The 23393-nt window shown below is 59.6% G+C and carries 20 protein-coding genes; 9 read left to right on the forward strand and 11 right to left on the reverse strand.

The annotated features are described in order from the left end of the window. The 4 genes from ACTZWY_RS02015 to ACTZWY_RS02030 all read left to right on the forward strand — a co-directional run bounded on the left by ACTZWY_RS02015 (position 1) and on the right by ACTZWY_RS02030 (position 6774). Complete coding sequence (locus tag ACTZWY_RS02015) at positions 1-984, forward strand: glycosyltransferase family 2 protein (protein ID WP_444788995.1); 984 nt, start codon at positions 1-3, stop codon at positions 982-984. A 14-nt stretch (positions 985-998) separates the two neighbouring features. Beyond that, positions 999-5519, forward strand: coding sequence for a MupA/Atu3671 family FMN-dependent luciferase-like monooxygenase (locus ACTZWY_RS02020; RefSeq protein ID WP_444788996.1), 4521 nt, complete (start codon positions 999-1001; stop codon positions 5517-5519). Next, positions 5516-6196 (forward strand): 4'-phosphopantetheinyl transferase family protein, encoded by a 681-nt coding sequence (locus ACTZWY_RS02025; RefSeq protein ID WP_444788997.1) that lies wholly within the window; start codon positions 5516-5518, stop codon positions 6194-6196. The genes ACTZWY_RS02020 and ACTZWY_RS02025 overlap by 4 nt, the downstream gene beginning before the upstream one ends. A 260-nt stretch (positions 6197-6456) precedes the next feature. Beyond that, the gene (locus ACTZWY_RS02030; protein WP_444788998.1) at positions 6457-6774 is read left to right on the forward strand and encodes a hypothetical protein; all 318 of its coding nucleotides are present in this window, start codon (positions 6457-6459) and stop codon (positions 6772-6774) included. A 74-nt stretch (positions 6775-6848) separates the two neighbouring features. Here the strand turns inward: ACTZWY_RS02030 and ACTZWY_RS02035 are convergent, their stop codons facing one another. From ACTZWY_RS02035 to ACTZWY_RS02060, 6 genes are read right to left on the reverse strand one after another with little or no spacing between them, the layout of a single operon-like run. Then, positions 6849-7337 (reverse strand): copper chaperone PCu(A)C, encoded by a 489-nt coding sequence (locus tag ACTZWY_RS02035; protein ID WP_444788999.1) that lies wholly within the window; start codon positions 7335-7337, stop codon positions 6849-6851. 38 nt (positions 7338-7375) lie between these two features. Next, on the reverse strand, positions 7376-7729 hold the full coding sequence (locus ACTZWY_RS02040; RefSeq protein ID WP_444789000.1) for a hypothetical protein: 354 nt from the start codon (positions 7727-7729) through the stop codon (positions 7376-7378). A 43-nt stretch (positions 7730-7772) separates the two neighbouring features. Continuing rightward, positions 7773-8387, reverse strand: coding sequence for an enoyl-CoA hydratase/isomerase family protein (locus ACTZWY_RS02045; RefSeq protein WP_444789001.1), 615 nt, complete (start codon positions 8385-8387; stop codon positions 7773-7775). Continuing rightward, entirely contained in the window at positions 8384-9142 is a 759-nt protein-coding gene (locus tag ACTZWY_RS02050) for an SDR family oxidoreductase (protein ID WP_444789002.1), read from the reverse strand. Before ACTZWY_RS02050 ends, ACTZWY_RS02045 begins: the two co-directional genes overlap by 4 nt. Positions 9143-9158: 16 nt before the next feature. Then, the gene (locus ACTZWY_RS02055) at positions 9159-13007 is read right to left on the reverse strand and encodes a translocation/assembly module TamB domain-containing protein (RefSeq protein WP_444789003.1); all 3849 of its coding nucleotides are present in this window, start codon (positions 13005-13007) and stop codon (positions 9159-9161) included. Then, the gene (locus ACTZWY_RS02060; protein WP_444789004.1) at positions 13007-14827 is read right to left on the reverse strand and encodes an autotransporter assembly complex protein TamA; all 1821 of its coding nucleotides are present in this window, start codon (positions 14825-14827) and stop codon (positions 13007-13009) included. Before ACTZWY_RS02060 ends, ACTZWY_RS02055 begins: the two co-directional genes overlap by 1 nt. A 207-nt stretch (positions 14828-15034) precedes the next feature. On the opposite strand from ACTZWY_RS02060, the gene ahcY reads away from it, so the two are divergent. Continuing rightward, complete coding sequence (ahcY, locus tag ACTZWY_RS02065) at positions 15035-16426, forward strand: adenosylhomocysteinase (protein ID WP_444789005.1); 1392 nt, start codon at positions 15035-15037, stop codon at positions 16424-16426. Between the two features lie 102 nt (positions 16427-16528). On the opposite strand, the gene trhO is transcribed toward ahcY, so the two are convergent. Beyond that, positions 16529-17452 carry an oxygen-dependent tRNA uridine(34) hydroxylase TrhO gene (gene trhO, locus ACTZWY_RS02070; RefSeq protein ID WP_444789006.1) on the reverse strand — a complete coding sequence of 308 codons (924 nt, stop codon included), beginning with the start codon at positions 17450-17452 and terminating at the stop codon, positions 16529-16531. Between the two features lie 101 nt (positions 17453-17553). Between trhO and pncA the strand changes: the two genes are divergently transcribed. The 3 genes from pncA (at position 17554) to ACTZWY_RS02085 (ending at position 19732) form a co-directional block, all read left to right on the forward strand. Beyond that, positions 17554-18150: a bifunctional nicotinamidase/pyrazinamidase gene (pncA, locus tag ACTZWY_RS02075; RefSeq protein WP_444789007.1), complete on the forward strand. Its 597-nt coding sequence runs from the start codon at positions 17554-17556 to the stop codon at positions 18148-18150. 2 nt (positions 18151-18152) lie between these two features. After that, a complete protein-coding gene (gene pncB, locus ACTZWY_RS02080) occupies positions 18153-19442 on the forward strand; it encodes a nicotinate phosphoribosyltransferase (protein ID WP_444789008.1) in 1290 nt (429 codons plus the stop codon). Between the two features lie 122 nt (positions 19443-19564). Continuing rightward, on the forward strand, positions 19565-19732 hold the full coding sequence (locus tag ACTZWY_RS02085; protein WP_277805429.1) for a YdcH family protein: 168 nt from the start codon (positions 19565-19567) through the stop codon (positions 19730-19732). 74 nt (positions 19733-19806) lie between these two features. On the opposite strand, the gene phbB is transcribed toward ACTZWY_RS02085, so the two are convergent. Further along, complete coding sequence (gene phbB, locus ACTZWY_RS02090) at positions 19807-20529, reverse strand: acetoacetyl-CoA reductase (RefSeq protein WP_444789009.1); 723 nt, start codon at positions 20527-20529, stop codon at positions 19807-19809. Positions 20530-20619: 90 nt separating this feature from the next. Next, a complete protein-coding gene (locus ACTZWY_RS02095) occupies positions 20620-21792 on the reverse strand; it encodes an acetyl-CoA C-acetyltransferase (RefSeq protein ID WP_444789010.1) in 1173 nt (390 codons plus the stop codon). 281 nt (positions 21793-22073) lie between these two features. Between ACTZWY_RS02095 and hspQ the strand changes: the two genes are divergently transcribed. Next, on the forward strand, positions 22074-22400 hold the full coding sequence (gene hspQ / locus ACTZWY_RS02100) for a heat shock protein HspQ (RefSeq protein ID WP_444789011.1): 327 nt from the start codon (positions 22074-22076) through the stop codon (positions 22398-22400). 66 nt (positions 22401-22466) lie between these two features. Here hspQ and ACTZWY_RS02105 read toward each other — a convergent pair whose 3' ends face one another. Both ACTZWY_RS02105 and ACTZWY_RS02110 read right to left on the reverse strand, forming a co-directional pair. Continuing rightward, positions 22467-22919, reverse strand: coding sequence for an ATP-binding protein (locus ACTZWY_RS02105; RefSeq protein WP_444789012.1), 453 nt, complete (start codon positions 22917-22919; stop codon positions 22467-22469). A gap of 72 nt (positions 22920-22991) precedes the next feature. Then, positions 22992-23333, reverse strand: coding sequence for an STAS domain-containing protein (locus ACTZWY_RS02110; RefSeq protein WP_444789013.1), 342 nt, complete (start codon positions 23331-23333; stop codon positions 22992-22994). Between the last annotated feature and the right edge of the window lie 60 nt (positions 23334-23393).

Consider the following 23393-nt stretch of genomic DNA (forward strand, 5'->3'; position numbering starts at 1 on the left):
ATGAACCCCACTGTCCTGACCATAATCGTCAATTACAAAAGCGCTGAAATGTCGCTGCAATCCGCGCAGGCGGCACTTCGCGCCATGGATGGCGTCGCTGGCGCAATTACGATTGTCGACAATGACAGTCAGGACGGGTCATATGAAACCCTGCGCGACGCTGCGCGCGACATGGCGCGGGTTCGGGTTATCCAGTCGGGGCATAATGGCGGCTTCGGGTATGGCAACAATGTCGCCATAAAAGCGGGCCTGCCAGATGGTCAGGCGCCCGATTTTGTCTATCTCCTCAATCCCGATGCCTTCCCGGACGCGGACGCAATTCGGCTTCTGCGCGACCATATGACCGCGCATCCGCAAACCGGCTTTGCGGGAAGTTCCGTGCGCGGCGAGGATGGCAACCCCCATGAAGTGGCGTTCAATTTCCCCTCGGTCTGGTCCGAATTCGAGACGGCGGCGAATACCGGCGTCATTACCAAAGTGCTGCGCAATTACCGCGTTCCCATGGGCTTTCCACCAGCCACTTGCGCCGTGGACTGGTGTTCAGGCGCCAGTGTGATGTTCCGCCGCAGCATGCTGGACCAGATCGGCCTGTTTGACGAAACCTTTTTCCTGTATTTTGAAGAAACGGAATTGTGCCATCGTGCCCGCGCTGCGGGATGGGCGGGAATGTATGTGCCCGACGCCAGCGTCATGCATATAGGGTCGGTTTCAACCGGCATAAGCAACAAGGCGCGCATCCCGGGCTATTGGTTCAACTCTCGCGCGCATTACTATCGCAAGACAGGGGGCGCGGGGTATCTGGCCTGTGCGACCCTGTTTTATGTGCTGGGCGCAACAATCTGGAAGGCACGCCGCCTGATTGAACGGAAAGAGGATCGGATTCCGCCATATTTTCTCCGTGATCTTGTGGGACATACATTTCAGACCCTGACATCAGGCGCATTGCTTGGGGACAAAACGACAAGGGCGCAGGAAGCGCCCTGAAAAAGAGGTGATTTATGCAGTTTTCAAGCGTTGTGATTGGCGATGAAAGCCTGCTGGCAGAATGCAGCAACCAGCTTTTGGCGCGTGGACACACCATTGCGGCTGTTGTCACCAACAACCCGAATCTGGCTGGCTGGGCGCAGGACAACACCATTCCTGTCATCAGCGCAGGCCACAATCTGGCGGACCGGCTGAATACACTGCAGTTCGACTGGATTTTGAACATCGCGGGCCTGCACGTGCTACCGCGGGCCGTTCTGGCGCTGCCTGCCCGTGGGGCGATCAATTTTCATGATGGCCCCTTGCCACAACATGCCGGGCTGAACGCCCCGGTCTGGGCCTTGTTGGCAGGTGAACAGCAACACGGCATTACATGGCACATGATCACTGAAACCATTGATCAGGGCGACATTCTGGCCCGCGCCGCTTTTGACATCGCGGCCGATGACACGGCACTGACACTGAACGCGAAGTGTTTTGCCGCCGGGGTCGAAAGCTTCGCACATGTGCTGGACATGCTGGAAACCGGGCAGGTTTCCGGCCAGCCCCAGGACGTGACAGGGCGCAATCTGCACCTGCGCCATGACCGCCCCGCACATGACGGGCTGCTGGATTTCACACGCCCTGCGGCGGAACTGGAACGACTGGTCCGCGCCTTGGATCATGGGCCCTATTGGAACCCGCTATGCGCACCCAAACTGCGGCTTGGCGCGCAGCTTGTGTGCATTGGCGCGGCCCGTATGGTGGACGGTCAGGGCCAGCCCGGTCAGGTGCTTGATGTGGATTCCGACAGTGTGACAGTCATGTGTGCGGATATGGCCCTGCGCGTGTCAGGTCTGCTATGTGTGCAGGGCCTGCCCACCAGCGCAATGCACCAGGTGACACCCGGCGATATGTTGCCAATGCCCCCTGATGGGGTGACCCCTGCCATGACGCGCATTGTGGCAGGTGACCAGCGCTGGCGCGACGCCTTGCGCGCCATGGTGGCACCGCCCCCCCTTGTTGCACAGTCCGCCACGCGCGACAGTCTGGCACTGGATATGGCGCTTGCGCCTGACGCACAAACCATTGCCGCATTCGGCGCGGCAGTGGCACGCCATTTCGGGCTGTCCAGTGTCGACATCGCATGGCGCAATGGGGCCATTGCACAGGCACAGGCACAGGCCACAGCGCCGGACCACATTTCAGGCTGGGTGCCAGTGCAGGTGAACATGCACAGCGCAAACCCCGTCGCTGATGTTGAAAGCCGCCTGAAGCTGGCGCAAACCGCGCCCGGTTTTGCCCGTGACATCAGCGCGCGCGATCCCATGCTGGGCCTGATCGATATGCCGCCTGTCGCCGTGACGCATGGGGCCGAGGCGCCGGAGGCGGCGCTTGTGCTTGATCTGGACGCGGGCGCATTGCGCTATGACCCCGCAACCCTAAGCGCGACCGAGGCAGGCAAGATCAGCGCCCTACTGGCAACCCCCCCGCCTACGGTCCTTGACCTGGACCAGTTCAATGCCACTGCGCGCGCCTATGACCGCATCTGTATCCATCACGCGTTCGAGGCGCAGGTTCAGAAAACACCGGACGCCGTTGCGCTGGCGTTTGAAAACCAGACCCTGACCTATGCTGACCTGAACGCGCGCGCCAACCGCGTGGCGCATGTGCTGGTGCAAATGGGTGTTACGCCTGATACGCCAGTTGCGCTGTGCACGGCGCGCGGCCCAAACCTGCTGATCGGCGCGCTTGGCATCCTGAAGGCGGGCGGGGCCTATGTGCCGCTGGACCCCGCCTACCCGTCAGACCGGCTGGCGCATTACCTGAGCGATTCCGCAGCGCCTGTGGTGGTGACCGAACATGCCCTGCTGGACATGTTGCCTGACCATGCCGCAGCGCTTTTGCAACTGGACACCGATGCGCGGCTGGCTGCGGCACCCGACACCAACCCCGACAGCCGCGCCACACCCGATAATCTGGCGTATCTGATCTATACATCCGGGTCGACCGGCACGCCCAAGGGGGTGATGGTGGAACATGGCAATGTCGCCAATTTCTTCGCGGGCATGGATGAGCGCATACGCCATGACCCGCCCGGCGTTTGGCTGGCTGTCACATCGTTAAGTTTTGACATTTCCGTACTGGAACTGTTCTGGACATTGGCCCGCGGGTTCAAGATCGTCCTGATGGGCGATGAGGACCGCACCGCTGTTTCGCGCGCGCCCGTGCGCGTGTCAAACAAGCCCATGGATTTCAGCCTGATGTATTGGGGCAATGATGACGGGCAGGGACCACAGAAATACCGCCTGCTGCTGGAAGGCGCAAAATTTGCCGACACGCACGGGTTTTGCGCGGTCTGGACACCGGAACGCCATTTCCACGCCTTTGGCGGCCCGTTCCCCAACCCGTCGGTTTCCGGTGCGGCAGTGGCGGCGGTTACGCAAAATCTGGCAGTGCGCGCGGGGTCTTGTGTGGCGCCGCTGCACCATCCGGTGCGCATTGCCGAAGAATGGGCCATGATCGACAATTTGACGAACGGACGCACGGGGCTGGGCATTGCGTCGGGCTGGCATCCGGTGGATTTTGTCCTTCGCCCCGAAAACAGACCCCCCAACAACAAACAGGCCATGTTCGACATGATCGACACGCTGCGCAAACTGTGGCGCGGGGATGTGGTCGAATTTGACAAGGGCGACGGGGTAGTGCCCGTGCAAACGCTGCCGCGCCCCGTATCGCGCGAATTGCCGATCTGGCTGACCACAGCGGGAAACCCCGAAACATGGCGCGATGCAGGACGGCTTGGCGCAAATGTGCTGACCCACCTGCTGGGCCAATCCATTTCCGAGGTCGCCGAGAAGATCACCATCTATCATGCCGCCCTGCGCGATGCGGGCCATGACCCCGCCGATTTTACCGTCACGCTGATGTTGCACAGCTTCGTTGCGCGTGACCGCGACCACGCCCGCGAAGTGGCGCGCGCCCCGATGAAATCCTACCTGCTGGCGGCAGCGGCGCTGGTAAAACAATATGCCTGGGCCTTTCCTGCGTTCAAACGCCCACAAGGGGCAAAAAACCCCATGGATATTGACCTGTCCACCCTGTCACAGGACGAAGTGGACGGCATTCTTGATTTCGCCTTCAACCGTTATTTTGAAGAGTCCGGCCTATTCGGCACGGTTGATGATTGTCTGAACCGTGTAGAGCAGTTGAAGGCGATTGGCGTGACCGAGATTGCCTGCCTGATTGATTACGGCATCAATACCGATCAGGTTCTGGAAGGGTTGTTTCCGCTGGCCGAAGTGGTCCGGCGCGCGAATGCGGGCGTGGATCTGGCGCAGGATGATTTCTCGATCGCGGCGCAAATTCATCGCCATAAGGTCACCCATCTGCAATGCACCCCGTCCATGGCGCGTATGATGGCAATGAATGATGACAGCCGCGCAGCGCTTGCGCAGGTGGGGACAATCCTGATCGGCGGCGAGGCGCTGCCCGGCGCCTTGGCGCGCGACATCGCACACCTTACCGGCCAGCCCGTGCAGAACATGTATGGCCCCACGGAAACCACCATATGGTCCACAAGCCAGACCACCACGGGCACAGACGGAATTGCGGGGATCGGCACGCCCATCGCCAATACACAAGTCTATGTCCTTGACGATGCGCTGCACCCGGTGCCCCCCTATCAGGACGGGGAATTGTTCATTGGCGGGGACGGCGTAACGCGCGGCTACTGGAACCGCGCAGAGCTGACGCAAGAACGGTTTATCCCCAACCCGTTCGGCGCGGGGCGGCTGTATCGCACAGGTGATCTGGTGCAGCGCGGGCATGACGGGTTGCGGTTCATGGGGCGTGTGGATCATCAGGTCAAAATCCGCGGCCATCGCATTGAACTGGGCGAGGTGGAATCCGCCCTCGAAGCGCAGCCCGGAATTACCGCCGCTGTCGCCATCACCCGCGAGGACCGCGACGGCGACATACGACTGGTTGCCTATTACACCGGCAGCCCGTCAGGGGATTTGCGCGCCGCACTGGCGCAACGCCTGCCTGCGCATATGTTGCCTGCGCATTTCGTCCCACTGGCGCAAATGCCGCTTACACCCAACAAGAAGATTGACCGCAAGGCCCTTCCCGCACCCAGCCGCATGCAACAACACGCGCCTGCCCCTGCCCCAGATATTGCGGCCGGCACTGACACCGCCAGCAAAATTGCAGCTATCTGGTGCGACGTGCTGGGCGTGGCGCAGGTGGGTCAGGGGGACAATTTCTTCCATCTGGGGGGGCATTCACTGCTGGCTGTGCAAGCGCACCGCGAAATGCGCAGCCGTTTGAACATTCCGGGCCTGTCGATAACCGATTTGTTCCGCTTCCCCGTTCTGGGGGAACTGGCCCGTCATCTGGATGGCAAAATGCGCCCGCTGCCCCCCGCGCAGACGCTGCCGACACGCGCAGATGACAGCACGCCCCCACCCCCCGACACCCCCCCCAGCTCTGACAGGGTTCAGGCCATGGCGCGCCGCCGCGCCATGCGCGCAGAAAGGGCCGGACGCGCATGATTCAACAACGCTTTTCACTGGTGCAATACGCCCGCCCCCTGTTCAGCGACAGGGTGGCCATGGCATGGGCCGACCCGAAAGCGCCCATGCCCCGCCTTGTGGGCGACGAGGTTCTGGCCATTGAACAGGTCGCCGCCACACGCGCGCGCGAATTCGCCGCCGGACGCGCCGCCGCACGCAACGCAATGGAACAGCTGGGCCATACGCCGCGCCCGGTTCTGCAAGGCGATGATCGCGCGCCAATCTGGCCTTCGGGTCTGGTCGGCTCCATCACCCATACCAGCCATGATGCCTTGGCCGTTGTCACGGATGACCCCGCCATTCTGGCACTGGGGCTGGATATTGAACCCGCCACCCCGCTGGAACCAAGCTTATGGCCAGTAGTTTGCACACAAAACGATATGCTTTGGCTGGCCGGGCTTGGCCCGACGCAGCGTGGGCATTTCGCCAAGCTGCTGTTTTCCGCAAAGGAAGCTGTCTATAAGGCGCAGTATCAGCTTAGCCGTTGCCTGATCGATTTTCACGCGCTTGACCTTTTACCTGATCTGGGGTCAGGCCGCTTTACAGCGACATTGCGGCAGGACGTTCCGCAGTTTGCATCCGGAACCCGATTCGAAGGACAGTTTTCCATTCTTGCCAATTGCGTTGTAACAGCGGTGGAAATCCACCATCGCTGAACGCGGGCCTGTTGCACTATGCGCAAGTTTCCGAAACGGGGTGATCTACGGATAGTAGGTAACCGAAGCTGCCGCCCCAACATTCTGCAACGCACCGCGACAAGCTGTCCGGACCTGCAAAATCATTGGCAAAACCTGCTTTCAGTCTGATACAATGCCGCAGCGATCCCTAACCAGAGGCAGTGTGCTGTCAGGTCCCAAAGCTACCGATCATCAGAATCGACGACAGCATACCAGTATCAGAAAGAATTGAGGGCAGAATGAAAAGAACCCTGATTGCCGCCATAGTTTCGGCTTTCGTTATTCCAGCACTCCCCACATCCGCCGCCGCCAGCGCAATTGAATCCGCATGTTTGCGGTCGGACCGGGCGCAAGCCACCCGCGCCTTGTGCCGGTGCATCGGGTCTGTGGCCAATGAAACCCTGACCCGCAGCGAGCAGCGCCGCGCCGCAGCATTTTTCCGTGACCCACAGCTTGCGCAGGATGTGCGCATGTCCAAAAGTGACCGCGACAACGCATTCTGGGCGCGTTACCGTGCCTTCGGGGACCGTGCCGAACAGTTCTGCGCAGGGCGCTGACCAAAAAAAGGGGCAGTCCGTTTCGGAACTGCCCCTTTTTTTCTTATGACATTCCCACTGGTTCAGTGTCGAATTCAGTTGTGACCATGACCATGGGTATGTGTTTGGCCACCGCCGCTGTCATGTTCGGTCGTGCGTTCAAGGTCCACCGTTGTGGGCACAACCAATTCGTCGCCATTTTCAAGAACAAGCGTCACTAGAATTTCATCACCATGGCTTAGCCGCTGGTTCAGGCCCAGAAACATGACATGATCGCCGCCGCGTTCCAATGCATGCATGCTTTGGGCAGGGACGGTAATCCCGTCTTCCAACTCGACCATGCGCATAACGCCGTTTTCATCTTCCAGATGGGTGTGCAGTTCCACGCGCTGCGCCACGTCTGACCGCGCGCCTATGATGCGGCACTCCGTCGCGGAACTGTTCATTACATGCATGAACGCCGCGCCGGATTGCGACATGGCCGTAGATGTGCGCGCATAGGCATCATGCACCTCCAGGTCACAGGCCAACGCGGGCAGGGCAAAAGTGACTGCCGCAGCAGTCGTCAAAAATAGCTTCTTCATTCTTCAGTCCTTGTCTGACAGTTGGGGTTTTTCCGCAATCAGACAAACGCAGGCGGGCCGCGCGAACTGGCCCAGAGCCCCGCCGCCCCTGCGTGCCAAACGGCTGCGCCTGCAGGCCATTGCACGCGGCTGGCCTGGGCGGCTGGGTGGAAATACACCACCGGATCGGCCAGTCCGGCGACCACGGGCATAATACAGTCAGGGCAGGGCAGCATATGCTCGACCGGGTTGCCATCCGCATCTATGGTGACAGAAACCAGCCCATAGCCCGTGCAGATAACAAGCGTTTGCGCGCCCGCAGCAAGATGGCGTGCCTGAACAAAGCCGATACTGGCCAGCGCCAGACAAAGCGCCAGCGCAAAACCAGAGATGCTGCGCAACAATCTTTTCATACGTCCAATCTATGCCTTTGGCCACGCCAAGGGAAGCGCCAAACTAGCGCACCATCTGCTTGATGGCCGCGACATGTTGGCCTGTCGCGGCTGCCACGTCCTGCGTCAGTGCCAAGGCGTCCGGCATCAGCGCGCCCGGGTCGCACAGGCGGTCGACCAACCCCCATGACAGCGCTTCGGGGGCCTCAATACGCGCACCTGCCATAAGGATCATTTTTGCGCGTGCCGGGCCCACCAGTGCTGTCAGGCGCGCTGGGTCGGACGGTTGCGGAAGAAAACCCAGCTTCATGACCGGATAGAAGAATTTTGCCCCCGGCACCGCCAGCCGCATGTCACAGGCCAGCGCCATGCCAAACGCGCCCCCCGCCAGCGTGCCGTTCAGCGCCGCGATAGTCAGGAACGGGGCCGCGGCAATGCGCCCCGAAAGCGCTTCCCACAGCCCTGATGTGGCTAGCCCTGCGCGTGCTTCCTCCAGATCAGCGCCTGCGCTGAACACCCTGCCCCGCCCGGTCAGAACCAGCGCGCGCGCCCCCGCCTTGCTGGCGGCGTCAACCGCTTCGCACAAGGCCAGCAGCATTTCGGCTGTAAGGGAATTTGCCTTGTCGGGCCGGTCCAGTGTCAAGGTCCAGACACTGCCTGCGTGCTGCACATCTATCATTGGACGCCTATGCGCGCGCGGATATCGGGGTCACGCAAGGACACTTCATCCCCGATCCAGCCATCTGCATCAGGGGTGCACATCCAGACCAACGCCTGTGCCGGCCATTCCGGGGGCACATGCGCTGACCAGTCCAGTTGGCTGACGGGGTTGATACCGCTTGCCTTGATCTCTCGTTGCATGTTGGTGGCCACGGTGCCGGGCGACAGACTCATGATGCGCAGTCCCTGCGCCCGCGCTTCGGTATCGGCCACATGGGTCAGCATCAGGGCACCTGCCTTGGAACTGCAATAGGCCCCCCACCCTTCCAGCGGTTTATGCGCCGCGCCAGACCCCACAGTGATGATAGTTCCCGCCCCTTGGGGCTGCATCACCGGCAGTGCTGCACGCATGCCGTGAAACACCCCCTTCAGGTTGATATCAATCAGGCGGCCAAAATCATCCGGTGAAATGTCAGATAACGGGCCAATAGGGTCAATCGCGCCTGCATTGTTGACCAGCACATCCAACCGCCCGAAACGGTCGCACATTGTGGCAATCGCCCCCTGAACCGATGCAAAATCGGCCACATCACAGGGCAGTGCCACCGCGCCAGTTTCGCGTGCCAGCGCGTCCAGCGCATCAGTGCTGCGCGCGGCCATGCCAACCTGTGCGCCTGCCGCCACAAATGCGCGCACTGCCGCCGCGCCAATGCCACGGCTGGCACCGGTAATCAGGACAACTTTACCCGCCAGTGATGATGCGTCAAACCCCATGCTTTTCCCCTTGCATTCAGTAATCCCGTTCAAAAAACAGCCCGACCCCCGCCCGGCCCTGATTGTCGATGCGCCCGCGCGCTGTCAATGATGGCGACAGGTCGATATTGATCGACACTTCGCTATCACCCTGCGGCTGCACCTCGACATCGGTATAGATATTCTCGGTCACGTAGCGCCCCAACCGGACCGAGGTTTCGCCATCCTCGGTTGTGCGCACGTCCAGATCGTCCAGTCCCGTCGTCTGGCGCAGCCGTTCAAAAACACCCTCTCCGCGCCCTGACAAGGTGGCCAGCGATGACGCAAGCTGCGCGGCCTGAAACACACTTAGCGTTTCAAACCCGCGCCCGAACAGCAGCAGCGACACAACTTCTTCTTCTGGCAGTTCCGGGGTCGATTCAAACCGTATTTCAGGCGAATCCGCGCGCCCTTCCAGCACGATGCGCGCGGTCACCCCTGTGCGTTCGGTTGACGCCACAAGCCGCACAAACGGCACCAGATCCCCCTGAAGGCTGGCAAACCCTTCGTTCAGGGTAAAGCGGTTGCCCAACAAGTCCAGCCGCCCCCGGATAAGCCCGAATTCCCCAATCGGAATCGGGTCCGCGGTGGTGCCTGTCAGGCGCAATTGCCCGCCCAATTCGGCATCAAGCCCGCGCCCGCGAATGAAAATGCGGTTCGGCGCGTCAATCAGCAGGTCCAGCGTTGCGGGGCGGCGCACACGGCCATGGGTTTCGCCCGCGAATATGCCAGCGCGCTGGCGTGTTTCACGCGCCGCCGCTGAGTCGCGCTGATGCTGGATATTCGGCGGAATGAACCCGCGCGACACCAGCCCGACACGCGGAATGCGAATTTCTGTGCCCTCCAGTGTCAACGCGCCCGCAAGCGTGGGACCTCGCGTCAATGGCCCGGAAACAGACACATCGCCAGATACATCTGTCTGGAACAATTGCGGGTTCTGGATGCGCATTTGCCCCAGCCGCGCCCGCAAATCCGCGTTCAGGGGCGGGGTCAGGTCAATATTGCCCGTCAGGCTGACTGTGCCGCCTGCGACGGCGCGGCCCTGCAGGTCAATCGCGGCACGGCCACCCGAAAGCTGGGCGCGCGCGTTGATGTCCGTAATACGGATATTCTGTTGCGGCAAAACCAGCTGCGCGCCCACTGCCTCGGCACTGCCGGCAACAGAAGCCAGCGCAAGCGGGCCATTCAGCGCCAGATCAAACCGCGCCGGTCCCTGCACGGAGCGCGGTTCGATGCGCGGATTGATCAGCGCGATATCGGCGCTACCACTGGCGCGCAAATCCGCGCGCAGGTCGCGCGAAACCGTGCCCGCCGCCTGCACCGACAGACCCGCAGGCCCGTCAGCTGCCAGATCCAGCGCAAACGCTTCGCCCGTATCGCGCACATCCCCCGACAGGGTTACCGGCCCCAATATGCCCGGAACAACCAGCGCCAGATCGCGCAGCCGCGCGTCAACACGCATGGCGGGGCGGCCTTGGGTGCTTTGGCCCGCAATTATGGCCGTCAGGTTTGGTCCTGTCAGGCGTGCATCTTCAATCATCAGCGCATCAGGTCGCTGGACCACGCGCGCGGTCAACTGATGGGTGCCCGCCAGCACACGGTTTGCCACATCACTGCCCAAACGCACATTCCGCGCCGTCACGCCCAGATCAAGCGACCGCGTGTCCCCGTCTTCGCGCAAGGCAACATCACCGCGTAGACTGCCGCCGAAAGCGGGCCGAATAGTGCCGAGCGACCCAAGGGCAAATTCCGCATCCAGCCGCGATGCGCCCGCCGCATAGCGCCCATTGGCCGATAATGTCAGCGCGGCATTTTCAAGCGTCAGTGACGCCAGATCAAAGGCCGCGCCATCGCGCTGCCCGTCAACAGCCAGCCGTGTTTCCCCCCGCAAGGCGCGGTTCACATCTGGCTGGCCCACTGTCAGGTCGCGGGCGCGCGCATCAATGCTGACCGTTTCGCGTTCAGCCGTGCCGTCAATGGCAATGCGCGCGTCAATCGCGCCGCCAAAATCACCCCCAAGAACCGAAAGATCCGCAAAATCCAGATCACCGCGCAAGCGGATATCCTGGGGTGACAGCTGCCCGCGCAGGTCAGCGCGCAAGGTCTGGGCCTGCGCGGTCAATTCATGCAGGGTGATCACGCCATCCAGCCCGTCCGCGTTCAGGGAAATAACGCTTTCCCCTGCCAGCAAGCGGTCCAGTTGTTCCTGCCCGAAGGACAGGTCGCGTCCGCTGACATTGGCTTCCACACTGAAATCATCGCGCTGCGGGCCGATACGCCCTTGCGCCCGCGCCCGCAGCGCGCCCGACAAGTCGCGCCCCGCCAACCGTGACAGGCGCGAAATATCCAGAAATTCCGCCTGACCATCCGCTATAACAACCCCGTCTTCCAGCCGCGCGCGCCCGTTAATGGTGAAATTCCGCCCCTCCAGTAGCACACCGGGCAACAACAAGGGCCGCCCCTCGCGCCATATGAATGCCACAGACCCTGTAAGGGAATTGCCCAGTGCCTGCGCCACGCCCTGATCGCGGGCTGACAGGCCCAGCGCGGAAAAATCGATCAGGGCATCAACCACGTCAATATCTTCGCCAAAGCCTTGCGACGTGATACGCCCCAGCCCGTTGACGAACAGGCTTTCGACCGAAATATCGCCATTGTCGAATCCAATCAGGTCGACAACAAGTTCCCAGTCTTCGCTGACGGATGCATCAAACCCCAACCGCAAATCAGCCTGTTCTATGGTGGTATCGGACCCGGCCACCGGCAACAAAACCCGTCCGCCGTTGCGGTCCCGAATTTCGCCGCGCAGGTCAATCAACTCCGGCAGATTGTCGGTTCCCATGCGCACACGGCCATCAAGCTGCAACTTCTCGGTCTGGATGCGCAGATTGTCCAGCGACAGGCGGCCATCATCAAACCTGCGGGCCTGTGTGCGCAAACGGCTGTCATCGCCGAAAAACGGATGGAATTGCGGCTGCAGCAACGGGCGCAAATCCCCGCCAAGGTCCAGCCGCACGGCCTGCGCCACGCCAGGCAGGGTGGTTTGCAACGCGAATTCCCCCGCGACGCGGCGCTGCCCATCCGTGTCCAGTGTGATTTCAGCATCAAAATCGTCAATCGGCCCTTCGCCCTGCACACGCAGCGCCGCCGAGGGAAGGTCCGGCACGTCCAGCAATGTGACCGCCAGCCCGCCGGCCGCTTCCTGAACATTCAGGTCCAGCGACAATATGCGCGTTTCATTGGAAAAACCAGCATCCAGCAGGAACTGGCCCGCAACATCATCCAGCCGGTCAATTTGCAGCCGCGCATCCCCTTCGCCGCCCGCCAGCGCGGCCCGCCCGCTGACCCCTGCGCGCAATTCCTGACCCAGCAGGGGCGCGCCCAGCACCACCTCGTCCAGCGCAAGCTGCCCAAGGTCAATGGACACAGGAAGTTCCGGCAATTCAAACTGGCGCATGGGCACCAGTTCATCAGATGGCGCACCCACTGGCGCGCGCAGGATTTCAACACGTTGTGCCGAAATTTCGGCAATTTCAATGCGGCGCTGGAACAATGCGGACCTGTTCCATTGCAAAGCCGCCCCTGTCACCCGCAGCCAAACGCCGTCATCGTCTTCGATGGTCATTTCGTCAAATGTTGCACGCGACGACAACGCGCCGCGAAAGCCCGAAATGCGCACCGCACGGCCCCGGTCCGACAGGCTGTCTTGCAACAGGCGCGTCAGGAAACCCACGTCGCTTTCGCCCGCATCGGGCGCAATATCTTCGACACCTTGCGCGGAGGCAGGCGCGGCAAACCATGTCATCAGGCACACAAGCCCCAGCGCAATGATATGCAAAACCCGCATCAAAACGCCTGTCCTATGCCCAAGTATAATTGCGGCCCGCGGCCCGTAGTGCCACGCACCGGCAGCCCGACATCCAGCCGCAACGGGCCAACCGGCGTATCATAGCGCAGCCCCAGCCCGGCCCCTGCATGCCAGCCTGACGGGCCGGTAAACGCCCCTTCGGACACATAACCGGCATCGGCAAATGCCGTCAGGCCAATGGTTTCGGTTGCCCTCATCCGCCCTTCCAGCGACAGCGCGGCAAAGCCCCGCCCACCGGAACGCACCCCACCGGGCGACACGCCCAGCGACTGGAAGGGTTGGCCACGAACCGACCCGCCGCCACCGGAATAAAACAGGAAATCCCGCGGTGTATTGTCAATGCCCGCACCAACAACCGCGCCCAACTGCCCGCGCGCAGCCAGCACGAAACGGTCATCTTCGCCAAAGCCGAAATACCCGCGCGCATCCAAAGTGGCGCGCGCGCCGCTGTCAGCAGTTCCAACACCGAAAAATGGCGTCAGATAGCCCTTCAGATAGGTGCCGCTTGTGGGCGAACGCGCATCATTGCGGCGGTCCCATTCCACTGTCAGCGGCACCAACAGCAGCTTGTAATCCCGCCGGATGGCCAATGTCGGCCCAAACCGGGCCTGTTCCACCAGTGCACCCAAACCCGCACCAAAAGTCAGTTGATCACTGAACCGGTGCGACAAGCCAATATCCAGCCGCGCGCGGCGCGCGCGGAAGTCATCCTCGCGCTCATTCTCGACCAGAAGGCCCAAATTCAGCGTTGTATCGGGGGTGAATGTTGCAGGGCGCGAAAATTCCACGCCAAAGCGGTAATCCAGCCCACCGCGCCGCGCCGCAAGCCCGCCGATCATCGCTTCAATCCGCAGCCGTTCCGCACCCCCCAAAAGGTTACGATGCAACCAGAACCCCGACAGTTTGGCACCGCTTTCAGTGTCCAGTTCGATGCTTGCGCCAATGCGGCGCAGCGGGGCTTCTACGACTGCGGCGTTAATATCCAGCGACCCGTCGGCGTTTCCGTCCTCTGCCTCGCGCAGGGCAACAGATGCAAAGGTGCCGGTCCGGCGCAACCGTTCTGCCGCGCGCTGCACTTCATCAGGTGAAAACACCTTGCCGGTGGGCAGGCCCGCAATTTTTACAATCCTGTCCGGGCGTGTTCGGTCCTGCCCACTGGGGCGCAACTGGCCAAACGTGAAGCGGGGGCCTGCATCCACGCCAATATCGACATCCAGTTCCTGTGCAGTATGGCGCGCGGTAATCTGTTGGCGGGCAGGTTCGGCTTTTGCATGGCCCAGATCACGCCAACGGTCTATGGCCGCGCTGGCCGTTTGGCGAATAACCGTGCTGCGCGCGGCCTGCCCTGCCGCGAAGCCGTCAGGCAATTCGGTATTCGCGGCAAGTGGCCCGATCTGCGCACGCCCGAACACAAAGGGCGGTCCAGCCGCCAACTGCACCTCAATGACCCCGATAGTGTCAGGCGGGTTCAGCGGCGATATATCCGCCGCTTCGCGCCCGTTGATACGGATGCTGATGACAGGCGCATAATAACCCGCTTCGTAGAACAGCCCGATCAGCTGGCCATATTCCGCGCGCGCGATTGTGAACACTTCAAAAGGGTCGGACAGCCCTTCGTCATGGGCTGCGCGCAGCAAGGACGCCCGCTGCAAGCCTTGCTCAAGCGCATTATCCCCGCCAGTGACTGAAAATCGCAAGTCTTCGAACCCCGCCGCTTGCTGGGCAAGAAACATTGCGAAAACAAGTGCTTGCAAAAATACAGCCCACTGGCTGCGCGCGCACCCCTGCAATTTTTTCAAGTGGCTATCCACCCATGAATACCGGCAAATCTGCATTGCCTTTTGTTGTTGCAGATCAACTGTCACGGGACAACTCGAAACTTTACCGGCTGGCAACACTCTGCCGGTTAGGATGCGCGGACCAATACGCTGGCCCACCCTTGTTGGGTGGGGGTTCGGGTGCTATGTCGCATGCAAGAATTCATACGAAAAAAGGAGCTTGGGCAGATGTCTCAAGACTATGTCATCAAGGATATTGCGCTGGCGGATTTCGGGCGCAAGGAAATCGATATTGCCGAAACGGAAATGCCCGGCCTGATGGCGCTGCGTCAGGAATTTGGCACCGCACAACCCCTGAAGGGCGCGCGGATTGCCGGATCATTGCATATGACCATCCAAACCGCTGTTCTGATTGAAACACTGGTCGCGCTTGGCGCGGAAGTGCGTTGGGCGTCATGCAATATTTATTCGACACAGGACCATGCCGCCGCTGCAATTGCGGCTGGTGGCACACCTGTTTTCGCCATCAAGGGCGAAACACTGGAAGAATACTGGACCTATACTGACCAGATTTTCCACTTCGAAGATGGCGCGAACCTGATTCTGGATGATGGCGGCGATGCCACGATGTATATCCTTCTGGGCGCGCGGGTCGAAGCGGGCGAAACCGACCTGATTGCAACCCCCACCAGCGAAGAAGAAGAATTCCTGTTCGCGCAAATCAAGAAACGCCTTGCAGCAAGCCCCGGATGGTTTGCCCGACAGCGCGACCTGATCAAGGGCGTGTCCGAAGAAACCACCACAGGCGTGCATCGCTTGTATGAATTGCACAAGAAAGGGCAGCTTCCCTTCCCTGCAATCAACGTTAACGACAGCGTGACCAAATCGAAATTCGACAACAAATACGGCTGCAAGGAATCGCTGGTGGACGGCATTCGCCGCGCCACCGATACGATGATGGCCGGTAAGGTTGCCGTGGTGTGCGGGTATGGCGATGTGGGCAAAGGGTCCGCAGCCAGCCTTCAGGGGGCAGGTGCGCGGGTGAAAGTCACCGAAGTCGACCCGATTTGCGCGTTGCAGGCCGCAATGGACGGGTTCGAGGTGGTGTTGCTGGAAGACGTGGTGAAAACCGCCGATATTTTCATCACCACCACCGGCAACAAGGACGTCATTCGCCTTGAGCATATGCGCGAGATGAAGGATATGGCGATTGTCGGCAATATTGGCCATTTTGACAATGAAATTCAGGTGGCCGCGCTGAAAAACCACAAATGGACCAATATCAAGGATCAGGTGGACATGATCGAAATGCCGTCAGGCAATCGCATGATCCTGCTGTCGCAAGGCCGCTTGCTGAACCTTGGCAATGCCACTGGCCACCCCAGTTTTGTCATGTCCGCAAGTTTCACCAATCAGGTTCTGGCCCAGATTGAATTGTGGACCAATGGCAGCGCCTATGTGCCGGGGGTGTTTATCCTGCCAAAAGCGCTGGACGAAAAAGTGGCGCGGCTGCATCTGGACCGGATCGGTGTCAAACTGACCGAACTGCGCCCCGATCAGGCCAGCTATATCGGGGTGGCGGTCGAAGGACCGTTCAAGCCGGAACACTACCGCTATTGATACGGAAAAGGGGGGCAGATGCCCCCCTTTGTTGTTTGCAGCCCTACGCTGCGCTACGGGCGGATTTGAGTATTTTTGGCAAGATGAAACCCCTACACGCCGTCACTGGGAGGATTTGGGGGGAATTACGCCCAGATGGCGTGTCCCGCGTGATGCTGCCAATGTAATTTGATGTTGGCGTTCACGGAACGCTGCGCGCCGTTTGGGGGTAAATTCATCCACGCAATGGTGGCATTGCACCCCGTCTTCATATTCTTGCCTGCGGGTATCTTCGGGCCAAAGTGGCCGGCGGCAGGCGTGACACATGACATGCGGGCCAGGTTTCAGGCCATGTTCGACAGACACGCGCTGATCAAACACGAAACATGCGCCCTGCCACATACTTTGATCTGCTGGCACATCTTCCAGATATTTCAGAATGCCGCCCTTGAGATGGTAGACATCGCTTACCCCCTGCTGAAGCAGGAAGTTCGTTGATTTTTCGCAGCGGATACCGCCAGTGCAGAACATGGCGATGCGCTTGTTGTGAAAGCGGTCGCTGTTTTCTGCCCACCATTTGGGGAAGTCGCGGAAAGATTTTGTGCCGGGGTCAATCGCGCCGTCGAATGTGCCGATGGCCACTTCGTAATCATTGCGGGTGTCAATGACAACCACATCGGGGGCGCTGATCAACGCGTTCCAGTCCTGCGCGGCGACATAATGGCCGGTGCCTGCACGGGGGTCGACATCGGGCTGGCCCATGGTGACGATTTCGCGTTTCAGGCGCACTTTCATCCGGCCGAAGGGCATGGTTTCTGCCGGGCTTTCCTTCCAGTCCAGTTCCGCGCAGCCGGGCAAGGCGCGAATATGCGCCAATAGCGCATCTATGCCAGCGCGGGTGCCTGCGATGGTCCCGTTTATCCCTTCACGGGCCAGAAGAAGCGACCCTTTGACGCCGTGACCGTTGGCCAGGGCCAGAAGCGGGCCGCGAAGGGCGGCCGGGTCATCGAATCGGGTGAAGTGGTAGAGTGCTGCGACTGTCAACATGATATGCATTTACTGCCGGGCGTGGCGCTGTGCAAGCCTGTGGGATTGACGCAGCGCCATTGTGTGCGTAGCCATTGCCCACCCACACAGGAGGGCGGAACATGACCCATGCGCTGATCGTGATCGATATGCAAAACGACTTCTGCCCCGGCGGCGCGCTGGCTGTAGCGGATGGCGACGCGATTGTGGCGGGAATTAACGCGGAAATGGCGCGGGCTGGTGCGGTTATCCTGACGCAGGATTGGCACCCTGCGGGCCATTCTTCCTTTGCGAGCCAGCATCAGGGCCGCGCCCCGCTGGAAACAGTGCTTTTACCCTACGGGGCGCAGGTGCTGTGGCCGGACCATTGCGTGCAAGCAACCATGGGCGCGCAATTCCATCCGGACCTGAACACAGAGCGCGCCGATATGATCCTGCGCAAGGGGTTCCGGCCCGATATTGACAGCTATTCCGCCTTCTTTGAGAATGACCAGACCACACCAACGGGGCTGGACGGGTATTTGCGCACGCGCGGAATTACTGATCTGGATTTTGTTGGACTGGCAACAGATTTCTGCGTGGCGTGGTCGGCGCTGGACGCGGCGCGACTGGGCTACAGGGTGCGGGTTCTGACGGAACTTTGCCGCGGAATAGATGTCAACGGGTCCATGGCGCGCACCTATGAGGATTTGCGCGCTGCTGGTGTGGCGTTGGTGTAGCGATGGATATTGCCACCCGCGTATATAACCACCGCTGGAAGATGGACCCGATTGTGCGGTCGCTGATTGACACGGATTTCTATAAACTGCTGATGTGCCAGTCGGTTTTTACCAACCATCCGCATACGCAAGTGACCTTTAGCCTGATCAACCGTGCCACACATATTCCCATGGCGCAGTTGATTGATGAAGGCGAATTGCGCGAGCAACTGGACCATATTCGCACGCTTGGCCTGTCGCGCGGGGAATCGACGTTTTTGCGCGGCAATATGTTCTATGGCAAACGCCAGATGTTCCGCCCCGATTTTATGGAATGGTTCGAAGGGTTCCGGCTGCCGCCCTATCATCTGGAACGGGTGGGCGATCAGTATGAACTGACATTCGAGGGGACATGGTCCGAAGTCATGCTGTGGGAGATTCCCGCGCTTGCCGTGCTTATGGAATTGCGGTCGCGCGCTGTTCTGGGGCGCATGAAGCGGTTTGAACTGCAAGTCCTGTATGCGCGCGCAATGACCCACCTTTGGGAAAAAATCACGCGTCTGCAACAGATTGACGGGTTACGGATTGCCGATTTCGGAACCCGCAGGCGGCATTCATTCTTGTGGCAGGACTGGTGCGTGCAAGCCATGATGGAAGGATTGGGCGCGCGGTTTACCGGGACGTCGAACTGCCTGATTGCCATGCGCCGAGAGGTGGAGGCCATTGGCACAAACGCCCATGAACTGCCCATGGTTTATGCCGCGCTTGCGCCCGATGATGAGGCACTTGCGCGCGCCCCCTATCAGGTGCTTGCCGATTGGCAGGCAGAGCATTCGGGCAATTTGCGGATTATTCTGCCTGACACATATGGCACAGCCGGTTTTCTGGATAATGCGCCAGACTGGCTGTCAGACTGGACAGGTATTCGCATTGATTCGGGTGATCCGGTGAAAAATGCGGAAACTGCCATTCGCTGGTGGCAGGATCGCGGGCAGGACCCGCGCGAGAAACTAATCATCTTTTCAGACGGGCTGGACGTCGGCGTTATTGAAGACTTGCACACCATGTTTGCGGGACGGGTCAAGGTCAGTTTCGGGTGGGGCACATTGCTGACAAACGACTTTCGCGGGCTGGCCAAAGATGACGGACTGGCGCCTTTCAGTCTTGTTTGCAAGGCGGCGGCGGCAAATGGGCGGCCGACAGTCAAGCTGTCTGACAACCCCAACAAGGCAATGGGGCCAGCAAGTGAAATAGCCCGCTACAAGCGTGTATTCGGCATGGGCCATCAGGACGCACAACCCGTAGTTGTTTGACCTTCAGTAACCGTAACAGCAAAATTCAGCGCAGGTGGCGCTATGTCACGCCGATTTTTGGTGACAGAGGGCGCAAGCTGTGGTGCACTATCCTTGTTGTCATCAGAGAAGGAGGAATTTCAATGTCATTGGGTTCACATATTGCAGAACTCCGCCGGAAACACGAACACCTCTCTGAAAAGGTAGAAACAGCCCAGCGAAGCCCAGGTATTGATGATCTGGAAGTGGCCGCGCTGAAGAAGCAGAAATTGCGGCTGAAAGAAGAAATCGAGCGTCTGTCGCACGCATAAACGCGTCTGCCCTTAAAGTGAAACGGCCCGCGCGTTGCGGGCCGTTTTGTGTTTCAACAAACCCTACAAAAAGGTCAGACGAAAAACTGCGCACCATTCGCGCTGATGGTTGACCCGTTGATGAAACCCGCATCATCGGCCACCAGAAAGGCCACGCAGCGCGCAATTTCTTCAGGTTCGCCAAGCCGGCCTGTTGGAATCTGGCCAATAATGGCTTCGCGCACCTTTTCTGGCACCGCCATGACCATTTCAGTGGCAATATAGCCGGGGCAAACCGCGTTCGCCGTAATCCCGAAGCGCGCCCCTTCCTGGGCAAGGCTTTTTACGATGCCCAGATCACCGGCCTTGGTGGCGGCATAGTTTACCTGGCCAAACTGCCCTTTTTGCCCGTTGATGGACGAAATCACGACAATACGCCCGAATTTGCGTTCGCGCATGCCGGGCCAGACCGGGTGAATGGTGTTGAACACCCCTGTCAGGTTGGTGTCGATCACTTCGCGCCATTGTTCGGGTGTCATTTTGTGAAACGGGGCGTCGCGGGTAATACCAGCATTGGCCACAACAATGTCAATCGGGCCAAGGTCGGCTTCAACCTGTGCGATGCCCGCCTTGGACGCGTCATAGTCGGCAGCATTCCATTTATATGTCTTAATGCCGGTTTCTTCGGTGAATGCGGCGGCGGCGGTATCATTACCCGCATAAGTTGCAGCGACACTGCAACCCTGCGCCTTCAACGCCTGTGAAATAGCCGCGCCAATACCGCGCGATCCGCCGGTTACCAATGCCACTCGTGCCATGTTTTCCCCCTCTGTCAGGAATTATGCTTAGAAACAATTGCTACATAAGAACCGAAGGTTGCGCAAGAATGTTGCGCAACCTTTTGCGGTTTAGCGTTCCAGACACATGGCGACGCCCATGCCACCGCCGATGCACAATGTCGCCAAGCCCTTTTTCGCGTCACGGCGCTGCATTTCGAACAACAGTGTGTTCAGAATACGACAGCCTGACGCCCCAATCGGGTGACCAATGGCGATAGCGCCGCCATTCACGTTGACCTTGTCAATATCCCAGCCCATTTCCTTATTCACTGCGCAGGCCTGCGCAGCGAAGGCTTCGTTGGCTTCAATCAGGTCCAGATCTTCGGGTTTCCAGCCTGCCTTGGCCAGCGCCTTGCGGCTGGCATAGATTGGGCCAACGCCCATAACCGACGGGTCAAGCCCGGCAGTGGCATAGCTGGCAATGCGCGCAAGCGGCGTCAGGCCGCGCTTTTCGGCGTCTTCCGCACTCATCAGCATGACGGCTGCAGCCCCGTCATTCAGGCCCGACGCATTTGCCGCCGTAACAGACCCGTCCTTGGTAAACGCGGGACGCAGTTTCTGCATGGCGTCCATTGTGGCCCCGTGGCGGATATATTCGTCCTGATCCACGACAATATCACCCTTGCGGGTTTTCACTGTAAAGGCCGCAATCTCATCCGCGAATTTGCCAGCTTTTTGCGCGGCTTCCGCCTTGTTCTGGCTGGCCACAGCGAAAATATCTTGCTGTTCGCGGGAAATCTGCCATTTTTCGGCTACGTTTTCAGCAGTCTGGCCCATGTGATAGCCATTGAAAGCATCCCAAAGCCCGTCCCGAATCATGGAGTCGATCATTTTCATGTCGCCCATTTTTTGCCCTGCGCGCAAATGTGCGACATGGGGGCTAAGGGTCATGTTCTCCTGACCACCCGCCAGCACAATGGCCGCATCCCCCAGCTGGATATGCTGCGCGCCCAGCGCCACAGCCCGCAAGCCCGACCCGCACACCTGATTGATGCTCCAGGCCGCGGCTTCGATTGGCAGGCCCGCGTTCACATGCGCTTGCCGCGCAGGGTTCTGGCCCTGACCGGCTGTCAGCACCTGCCCCAAAATGGTTTCGGACACTTCCGCCTTGTCGATGCCCGCGCGCGCGACAACTGCATCCAGAACAGCGGCCCCCAGATCATGTGCAGGCGTATTGGCAAATGCCCCGCCAAAAGACCCGACAGCCGTGCGGGCGGCAGAAACGATAACAACATTGGTCATGGAGACTCCTCTCTCGATCCTCAAGACACCTGATGCAAAGGGCAGAATTGCCGTCACATGCCAGTCAGGGACGCATCGTTTTTAACATGCTCCGGCGTCAAGGCAATGAAACTTCCCACAATGCTGGCGCAATCAAACGCCCCGCGGGGGGAATTAGCGGTGCAAGGGCGCATTGCACACTGGTTTGTCGCGTGGAAACCAACAGTTTGTTTCCATGATTCGCCTCTCTGCCCATGGACAGATGTGTTAATTTTAAGCTAAAACGCAGACGGAGGTTCATATTGGACAAACGAAACGCAAAATATCATCTGGGCCAGATCGTGCGCCATCGAAAGCACCCGTTTCGCGGCGTGATTTTTGATGTGGATCCCGCATTTTCCAATACGGAAGAATGGTATGATGCCATTCCCGAAGATAGCCGCCCACGCAAGGACCAACCCTTCTACCATTTGCTGGCAGAAAACGACGAGAGTTTTTATGTCGCCTATGTGTCCGAACAAAACCTTGTTCTGGACGATTCCGGCCAGCCCTTGGAGCACCCCGATTTACATGAATTGTTCGGGGACTTCCGCGAAGGAAGCTATCCACTACAGATTCACATGAACTAGAGCCGGGACAGAAGACCCGGCCACCTTGGCGTTGCGCATTTCCCCTATGCCAAGATTACCGGAATATCACACTGGGGGCAGTTCGGTTGTGATTGCACCATCGGCAACAGGTGCCAACGGGGTGCCAGGGACGAAAAACCCCAGGATATTTTCAGACATCTTGCGCGAATACTGCAGGTCTCGCGTCAATTCCTTGATCAGAAACCAGCCATATCCGCCTTCGCAAAGCGCGTCGGGGTCAGGCGGCATGTCGTCCTGGGCCAGGGGGTTGAATTCAACGCCATGATCCCTGACCAGACATTCCACACCATCCCCAACCAGTGACAGGTGCAAAGTTATTTTCCCGTGATCATGTCCGTATGCATGGCGGGCGATATTGCTGCAAACTTCTGCAAGCACCAATGCAAGATCGTCATGCAATTGCGGGTGTGTTGCGTTTTCTTTCAGGAATACGTCAACCGCCTCAAGGACTTCCCTGATTTTTAGAAGACTGCTTTCGGTTTCAATCACAAGCTTCATGTTGTTGTCCATTTTCAGCCACTACAGATGTCCATGCCCCTGCGCGGCGTTACCCTGTCCGGTAGGACCCTGTTATTCCGCAGCAGAAAGCCCGTTCACGTCAGGAAGGCTGTCATGAATACGGAACACCGTGTCCATTCTGGTCAGGCGAAATACCTTCATGACGCCGGGACTTGGCGCAGCAAGTTCCAGCGGGCGTTCCGGCCCCAGCAGTTTCATGGCGCCAACGATTGCGCCCAGTCCGCTACTGTCCATGAATTCAACATTTGACAGTCCCAGAATAACGGGGCTTCCGGGGTGTGCTGTTGCACTTCTGATCGCATCCTTGAAGGCCAGCGCGACCGCCGCATCAAGGCGCGTTTCCAGAACATCGATAACCAACGCCCCCGCTGATTGCCCAATTGAAAATTGCATGTGACGTGCTTCCTTTTCATTGCCTATCGCAAGATTAGGCGGCAAAGATTACCAAGAAGT

This window comes from Roseinatronobacter sp. NSM (assembly GCF_052379845.1).
In the GTDB taxonomy this organism is placed as follows: Bacteria; Pseudomonadota; Alphaproteobacteria; order Rhodobacterales; family Rhodobacteraceae; genus Roseinatronobacter.

Excerpts from the sequence above, each read along its gene's own strand:
- ACTZWY_RS02015 (WP_444788995.1), top strand. The coding sequence starts at position 1 with ATGAACCCCACTGTCCTGACCATAATCGTCAATTACAAAAGCGCTGAA.
- ACTZWY_RS02020 (WP_444788996.1), top strand. The coding sequence starts at position 999 with ATGCAGTTTTCAAGCGTTGTGATTGGCGATGAAAGCCTGCTGGCAGAA.
- ACTZWY_RS02025 (WP_444788997.1), top strand. The coding sequence starts at position 5,516 with ATGATTCAACAACGCTTTTCACTGGTGCAATACGCCCGCCCCCTGTTC.
- ACTZWY_RS02030 (WP_444788998.1), top strand. The coding sequence starts at position 6,457 with ATGAAAAGAACCCTGATTGCCGCCATAGTTTCGGCTTTCGTTATTCCA.
- ACTZWY_RS02035 (WP_444788999.1), bottom strand. The coding sequence starts at position 7,337 with ATGAAGAAGCTATTTTTGACGACTGCTGCGGCAGTCACTTTTGCCCTG.
- ACTZWY_RS02040 (WP_444789000.1), bottom strand. The coding sequence starts at position 7,729 with ATGAAAAGATTGTTGCGCAGCATCTCTGGTTTTGCGCTGGCGCTTTGT.
- ACTZWY_RS02045 (WP_444789001.1), bottom strand. The coding sequence starts at position 8,387 with ATGATAGATGTGCAGCACGCAGGCAGTGTCTGGACCTTGACACTGGAC.
- ACTZWY_RS02050 (WP_444789002.1), bottom strand. The coding sequence starts at position 9,142 with ATGGGGTTTGACGCATCATCACTGGCGGGTAAAGTTGTCCTGATTACC.
- ACTZWY_RS02055 (WP_444789003.1), bottom strand. The coding sequence starts at position 13,007 with ATGCGGGTTTTGCATATCATTGCGCTGGGGCTTGTGTGCCTGATGACA.
- ahcY (WP_444789005.1), top strand. The coding sequence starts at position 15,035 with ATGTCTCAAGACTATGTCATCAAGGATATTGCGCTGGCGGATTTCGGG.
- trhO (WP_444789006.1), bottom strand. The coding sequence starts at position 17,452 with ATGTTGACAGTCGCAGCACTCTACCACTTCACCCGATTCGATGACCCG.
- pncA (WP_444789007.1), top strand. The coding sequence starts at position 17,554 with ATGACCCATGCGCTGATCGTGATCGATATGCAAAACGACTTCTGCCCC.
- pncB (WP_444789008.1), top strand. The coding sequence starts at position 18,153 with ATGGATATTGCCACCCGCGTATATAACCACCGCTGGAAGATGGACCCG.
- ACTZWY_RS02085 (WP_277805429.1), top strand. The coding sequence starts at position 19,565 with ATGTCATTGGGTTCACATATTGCAGAACTCCGCCGGAAACACGAACAC.
- phbB (WP_444789009.1), bottom strand. The coding sequence starts at position 20,529 with ATGGCACGAGTGGCATTGGTAACCGGCGGATCGCGCGGTATTGGCGCG.
- ACTZWY_RS02095 (WP_444789010.1), bottom strand. The coding sequence starts at position 21,792 with ATGACCAATGTTGTTATCGTTTCTGCCGCCCGCACGGCTGTCGGGTCT.
- ACTZWY_RS02105 (WP_444789012.1), bottom strand. The coding sequence starts at position 22,919 with ATGAAGCTTGTGATTGAAACCGAAAGCAGTCTTCTAAAAATCAGGGAA.
- ACTZWY_RS02110 (WP_444789013.1), bottom strand. The coding sequence starts at position 23,333 with ATGCAATTTTCAATTGGGCAATCAGCGGGGGCGTTGGTTATCGATGTT.